This window comes from Actinomycetota bacterium (genome assembly GCA_035540895.1).
GTDB lineage: Bacteria > Actinomycetota > JAICYB01 > JAICYB01 > JAICYB01 > DATLFR01.
The window spans coordinates 1-5,916 of the sequence record DATLFR010000179.1 but is presented as its reverse complement, the minus strand read 5'-3'; the positions used below and the strand labels follow the sequence as shown (position 1 = coordinate 5,916).

Sequence of the window (5,916 nt, the reverse complement as noted above, 5' to 3'; positions counted from 1 at the left end):
CCGGGGACCGTCCCGTCCCCGGCGCCCTGAACCTCCCCGCCCCGCTCGTCTCCGTCCGGACGCGGCTCACGATGATCCACCTGATCGCGAGCGGGTACTACGGCTGGCCGTACTCCTGGCTGAAGACCGATCCCGTCGTGGAGGAGGTCGCCACCTGGTACTCGGTGGCCCAGAGGATGATGCGCGCGCGCCCCGCCATCGGGGAGGACCTCATCGACCCGCTCTGCGTGGCCGCCACGGGGTTCGGTGCGCTCGGCCGGATCCTCGGTCGCGGCCTCGCCTTCTACGCGGGTATCGCGGCCGCCCTGAGGGTGGCGGAGCCCGTCATCTCTATCGGCGGCGCTTCTTCGGCCGCCGCTTCGCTGCGTCTGGTCTGACCGGCTTGCCGCTCGCGCGAGCCGCCGCCCGGGCCCGGCTCCTGCGCCACTCGTAACCCGCGGCCACGGCGAGCGCCACCGCGCTCCCCGCGGCGAGGTACACCCAGAGCGGGATCTCGCGCGGAGGCTCGGCACCAGCGGCCGCGAACGTGCCCAGCTCCCGGACGCGCACGAAGAGCTGGGCGCTCTGGACGGCCGCCTGGGTGGCGCCCGCGTCCTCCCAGCGGCCCCCCGCGGACCGCACGATCTGGGTGGCGTGCACCGGGTACCTGAGGATCACGGTGGCGTTGGCGAGCAGCCGGACCGGTTCACCCGAGGTCGTGTAACGGGCGTCGTAGCGGTAGGCGTTGCCGTCTATCAGCATCCCGTCGAAGGTCCGGGGTCGAGCGGCGACCGGGGTTATCCGGACGGTGACCGTCTCCTCGCCTTCGCGCGGCTCGATCCCGCCGATGGGCAGGATGAGGAAGGCCTGACCGTCGCCGGTGGCGATGGTCCGCGCCCGCGACCCCTCGGGGGCGAACTCCACCGTGGCCTCGCCGGGCTGTGGTGCGGCGTTCTCCGCCTCGAGGTCCGACGGCGGCTCGACCCAGTTGTAGGGAGGCGGCGGGACCTCCCCGTCGTACAGCGGACGTCCCGGGACCAGCTCGACGCGGTAGGTGAGCGCGGCAGCCGCCAGGTAGACGACCACGGCCAGGAGCCCCAGGACGAGCGGACCGCGGGTTCGCCTCATGCCGCACCCGGCGCGGCGTAGGACGGCGGCCAGACGACCGCCCGCTGCTCGCGCGCCACCCACTTCCAGATCACGCTCGTGGCTGCCCTGTTCGAGCCCGCATCCGCCTCCCCGGGCGGGACGAGGTCCAGTCCGCTGCCGTTGGGCAGTCCTCCGGGCGGCAGCTTCGTCCGGACCGCGGCCGCCGCGACCGACCCGGCCGAGCCGTCCTCGGCCGCGGGCAGGACGTGGGAGAACAGCGCCCATGCCCCGGCGAAGCCGGCCAGGGCAGGAGCGGTCATCCCGGCACCGTGCTTCTCGCGGTAGCGGGTCCGGGCCCACTCGAGGGCGGCCCGGGCGTCGGGAGACAGGTCGACGGGAGCCATCGCGTCGCCGTTGGGCTTGTCGGAGGCGAGGAGCCCGATGGCGTCGTCGCCCAGTCGCTTCCCGAACTCGATCATGCAGAACGACGAGGAGGTCCCGATGCTCACCAGCAGCGGGACCTGCCTGGCCAGCAGGGCCTGCCGCAGGGCTACCCCGTCCTCCAGGTAGGCGGCCACGGCGAGCGCGTTCGCCCCGCTGTCCGCCACCCGCTGCGCGACCTCCCCCATGTCGTCGGTGGGGGAGTAGGGGAGCCGGGCGGCCACCTCGTGTCCGGACGCCTCCGCCTGCTCGATCGCCCCGAGGCCGACGCTGCGTCCGTACACGTCGTCGACGTAGGCGACCGCCCAGCGCAGGGGCTCGGGGAGCCCGAGCTGCTCGTCGACGTAGGTCACGGCGTTGCGTCCCAGGACACCGCCGGCCGCGGGCACCCTGAAGACCCGCTCCCCGAGCGCGCTCTGCATCGAGAGCTCTCCGACCGCCCCCGTCTCCCAGTAGACGAGCCCGAGCTTCGACGCCGTGGCGGCCGCCGTCCGGGAGATGGTGCTGCCGTAGCTCCCGATCACCACCTCGGCCCCCCGGTCGCGCAGCGATCTGATCGCCCCGGGCGCGGCGTCGGCGGTCTCGGTACGCACCAGCTCCAGCCGGACGGGGCGCTCCGCCCCCCGGTTCGCGTACTCGGCGGCGAGCTCCGCTCCCCACCACTCCTCGACGCCGCCGGTCCCGTGGCTCCCACCGGTCGGGTAAACAGCGCCGACGACCATCTCGTCGTCACCGCGGGCGGGAGCGCACGCCGCGGACGCAGCCACCGTGCACGCGAGCAGGATACGTATCGCTCTCATCTCATCACCCCGTCATCAACATGAGGTTGGCGGCCGCGTGCGTAGCGGCCGGTACGGTCCAGGTTCCCGACGCCCAACGCTGCCAGCCGAACACGAGCCCTATCGCCAGGTCCAGCGGCACGATCCACCATCCGTAGGCGCCCACGTGCACGAGGGCGAAGGCGACGGCGCCGATGCCGACGGCCCAGCCGGCGCCCCACCGCGACAGCCACCCGTACATGAGGCGCCTGAAGAACGCCTCCTCCGCCACGGCGGCCAGCACGGCTGCGGTCGCCCCCCACCACCAGAAGGGGACCGGGGGAGCGGGAGCGGCCGCCGCCGCGACGGCCACGCCGACCGCGCCGGCCAGGAACACGAGGTGGGGAGCCATCGCCGCCGGGGTGGGGTCGTGCGGGACGGGAGCGAGCAGTGCGGCCGCCCCCACCGCGACGAGGACGAGGACGCTGCCGGGTGCGACCACCCGGCCGGCCAGCGCCGCGGTGCCGGCCGCCAGGACTCCCGCCGCGATCAGGCGCACCTGGAGCGGGGCGACGGCGGCGGTCATGTCACGGTGAAGCTGGTCGACGTGATGACGCGCGGGTTGAACGGGCCGTGGTCGGCGGCGACGAACTCGGCCTCCAGGATGTAGTCACCCGCAGCCACCTCGGTGAGGGTCTGGGTGGTTCCGAACGTGTGGGAGACGAGCTCCCCGTTGAGCCTCAGGTGGACGTGCCCCTTGTCGGGCTGCAGGTCCCGCGACGCCTGCGGGACGATCTCCCCGCCGGCGAGCTCCACACGGACGTCGATGGACGGCCCCTGCACCTGGGCTCCCGCGGCGGGCTGCAGGATCTCGAGCGACGCGGAGGAGCTCGGCCGGGCCGGTCGGCCCCGGTCGTCGTCCTCCCCGCCGCCGCATCCCACGGTCAGCGCCAGGATGGCGGACAGTGCGGCCGCCAGGCATCTCCCGCTCACAGCACCTCCTCGAAACATGCGTTCAGGCGTTCACCATGAATGGTGGACGCGTTCACGTCGAACCTCCACGTCCCGCGCGACAGATCGGCGACGGACACGAAATGCCCGGGGCTGAACTGACGGACATCCGTCCGGACGCGCTCCCCGCCTCGGCGCGTCGCCCCGATCTGCACGAACCCGCCCACGGACATCTCGTTCCCCTCGGCGTCGAAGAACGTGAAGTGGATCTCGTTGCTCCCCGGACGTCCGGGGTCGGCGTACCCCTGCACGGTGCGCCCGCCGCCGATCTCGACGTCGTGCAGGGTCGGCTGTCCGGGCGCGCGGATGGGCGTCGACCGGCACCGGGTGGTGAGCTCGAGCGGGACCTCGACCCCCCGGGCGCCCCGCTCCACGACGACCGTCACCCTCCAGGTCCCGTCGACGGTGAGGTTCGGGCCGTGTGCGGTCCAGGTCCCCGGCTCCCTCTCCTCGAGGTCGAGGGTGGAGGGGGCGGCGTCCGCATCCGGAGGCGGCTCGAACCGCAGCCCGACCCGCCGCGCCTCGACGGGTCCGCCGTCGTCGAACCCGACGACGCGGACCTCGAAGCGGTTCAACCCGGGGGAGCCGGGGTCGGCGGCCAGCCTCACCCTGACGGTCGTCCCGAAGTCGGACCCAGAAGCCGCCACCGGCTCGACCGGGGGGGCCGGCACGTCCCCGCGCGGCGGGGTGAGGGTGGTGAGGAGCCCGACCACGCCCGCGATCGCCACCCCGAGCACGACCTCCGCGCGGCCGACCCGGCGGAGCCCGGACAGGTCGCCGCGGGCGGCTACGCGCACGTGGCGGAACCGGTTGAGTGCCCCTAGCGCGGCCAACCCCAGGAGCCCGACCACCTTGGCCACCACGAGCAGCCCGTAGCGCGTCCGCCACAGCGCCTCCCACGACCCGACCTCGACCACCGAACGGTGCACCCCCGTGACCGCGACCGCGACGAGCATGGCGGCCGCCGTGGCCGAGTAGCGACGGACGGCGCCCGCCCCGTCCGAGACGCCCTCGCGCAGGCCCCCGAGCAGTACGGCCAGCCCCCCGACCCAGATCCCGGCGGCCAGGAAGTGGACCCACTGCGACCCAACCGTCAAGGGCACGATCGGACCGGCCCCCGCATGTCCGGACGCGACGTGCACGAGCATCGTGGCGGCGGCCAGACCCCCGGAGACGGCCAGCCAGGCGCGTCCCAGCCGGCCTCGGGATGCGCTCACCGCGGCGGCGCCCGCCAGCGCCGAGCCGACCACCCGCAGCAGGACCGCGCGGCCGATCGGGGTGGCCAGGAACACAGCCGGCGCGCCCCCGGACGCCCTCAGCTGGGCGATGCCGATGGCCGCCGCGCCGGCGACCGAGACAGCCGTGGCCAGGCTGAGGGTCCAGCGCCCGGCCGCGCGCGGACCGCCGAAGACGATCGCGCTCGTCCACGCCGTTCCCGCCAGCAGCGAGAGCCCGAGGTAGAGCAGGAACCGCCCGCCGACCTCTATCGGATCGGGGGCGGGCTCGTCGGGCTCCGCCACCTGAGGCACCGCCGCCCCCTCGACCGCCGTACCCACTCCGAACGCGAACACGCCCGCGGTCACATGTCCGTCCACGGACGAGAAGACGCGCCAGCTGACCGCGTAGACGCCCTCCTCGAGAGGGCGGAGGGGGACGCGGACCCGCTCCGGGGAGGCGGCGTCGGACCGCAGCGGTCCGGCCGCCGCGTCCGCTCCGTCCGGACCCACCACCCTGACCTGGGAGAGCGACGGGTCGGGAGCCTCGCTGAACGTCAGGACGACCTCGCTGGGAGGGTCGTCGAGGACGGCGTTGGACGCGGGCGACGAGGACCGCAGCAGCGCATGCCCGTGTACGGGTCCGGCCATGAGCGCGATCCAGGCGACCGCGCCCGCCAACGCCGCCGCCGTCCTCGCGGTTCGCAACGCTAGGTCCTCCGCCTCCGGGACAGCGCCAGGGCGAGCGCCGCGAGCGCGATCACGCCCGCGACGGCGGCCGCCCCGAGGGCGACCTTCGCCTGCGCCCGGGAAGAGTCGAGCTCGTCTTGCAGCGCGCGCACCCGAGCGTCCACCCGCTCGACGCGGGTCGCCTGCTCACCAGCACCCGGCAGCGGATCGGGGAACTGGATCTCGCCGAGGGTTCCAACCTCGTCGAAGGTGTCGGGTCCGGCCTCCATCTCCACATCGATGCGCTGACCGTCGATCGTCCCGGTCACGTGGAAGGCGTAGCGTCCCGGCTGAGTCGGCACGATCGCCGCGTGGTACTCGCCCGGGCTCCCGAAGGCGGGCTCGAAGCGCAGCGGTCCCGAGGAGCGGTCGCCGAACCGCACCTCGACGGTCAGGGAGTCGGCCAGGTCCTCGATCGGGCGGCCCGACCCGTCCCGGACGATCATCTGCACGGCGTTGGGCTGCTCCACGTAGGCAGGCTCGTTCAGCCACCCAAGGACGAACCGTCGTCCGTCCACGTCCCGTTGGCCGTGAGCCAGCGCGGCGGTCGGCGAGGCCACGGCGAACAGCGCGACCAAGAGCCAGGCAAGGGCTCTCTTCATCATCATCGACTCCTGTCGTCGGGCGGCCGCGCACGCGGCCGCGTCCAGTCAGGCGACGACGGGACGAGGGGGTGCGCGGGGGCCGAGCGAGGG

Annotated in this window: 7 protein-coding genes; 1 reads left to right on the top strand and 6 read right to left on the bottom strand. The window is 74.1% G+C overall.

All coding sequences use genetic code 11. The features are described from left to right. A partial coding sequence (locus VM840_10340) for a hypothetical protein (protein ID HVL81977.1) occupies positions 1 to 377 on the top strand: 377 nt, incomplete at its 5' end. Here the strand turns inward: VM840_10340 and VM840_10335 are convergent. From VM840_10335 to VM840_10310, 6 genes are read right to left on the bottom strand one after another with little or no spacing between them, the layout of a single operon-like run. Further along, positions 331 to 1,107: a hypothetical protein gene (locus VM840_10335; protein HVL81976.1), complete on the bottom strand. Its 777-nt coding sequence runs from the start codon at positions 1,105 to 1,107 to the stop codon at positions 331 to 333. The genes VM840_10340 and VM840_10335 overlap by 47 nt on opposite strands. Next, complete coding sequence (locus VM840_10330; GenBank protein ID HVL81975.1) at positions 1,104 to 2,309, bottom strand: ABC transporter substrate-binding protein; 1,206 nt, start codon at positions 2,307 to 2,309, stop codon at positions 1,104 to 1,106. Before VM840_10330 ends, VM840_10335 begins: the two co-directional genes overlap by 4 nt. A gap of 4 nt (positions 2,310 to 2,313) precedes the next feature. Further along, positions 2,314 to 2,853: a CPBP family glutamic-type intramembrane protease gene (locus VM840_10325; GenBank protein ID HVL81974.1), complete on the bottom strand. Its 540-nt coding sequence runs from the start codon at positions 2,851 to 2,853 to the stop codon at positions 2,314 to 2,316. Continuing rightward, positions 2,850 to 3,260 (bottom strand): hypothetical protein, encoded by a 411-nt coding sequence (locus VM840_10320; GenBank protein ID HVL81973.1) that lies wholly within the window; start codon positions 3,258 to 3,260, stop codon positions 2,850 to 2,852. Before VM840_10320 ends, VM840_10325 begins: the two co-directional genes overlap by 4 nt. Then, positions 3,257 to 5,200, bottom strand: a complete 1,944-nt coding sequence (locus tag VM840_10315) for a copper resistance protein CopC (GenBank protein ID HVL81972.1) — start codon at positions 5,198 to 5,200, stop codon at positions 3,257 to 3,259. Before VM840_10315 ends, VM840_10320 begins: the two co-directional genes overlap by 4 nt. A gap of 2 nt (positions 5,201 to 5,202) precedes the next feature. Beyond that, positions 5,203 to 5,823, bottom strand: a complete 621-nt coding sequence (locus tag VM840_10310; GenBank protein HVL81971.1) for a hypothetical protein — start codon at positions 5,821 to 5,823, stop codon at positions 5,203 to 5,205. Between the last annotated feature and the right edge of the window lie 93 nt (positions 5,824 to 5,916).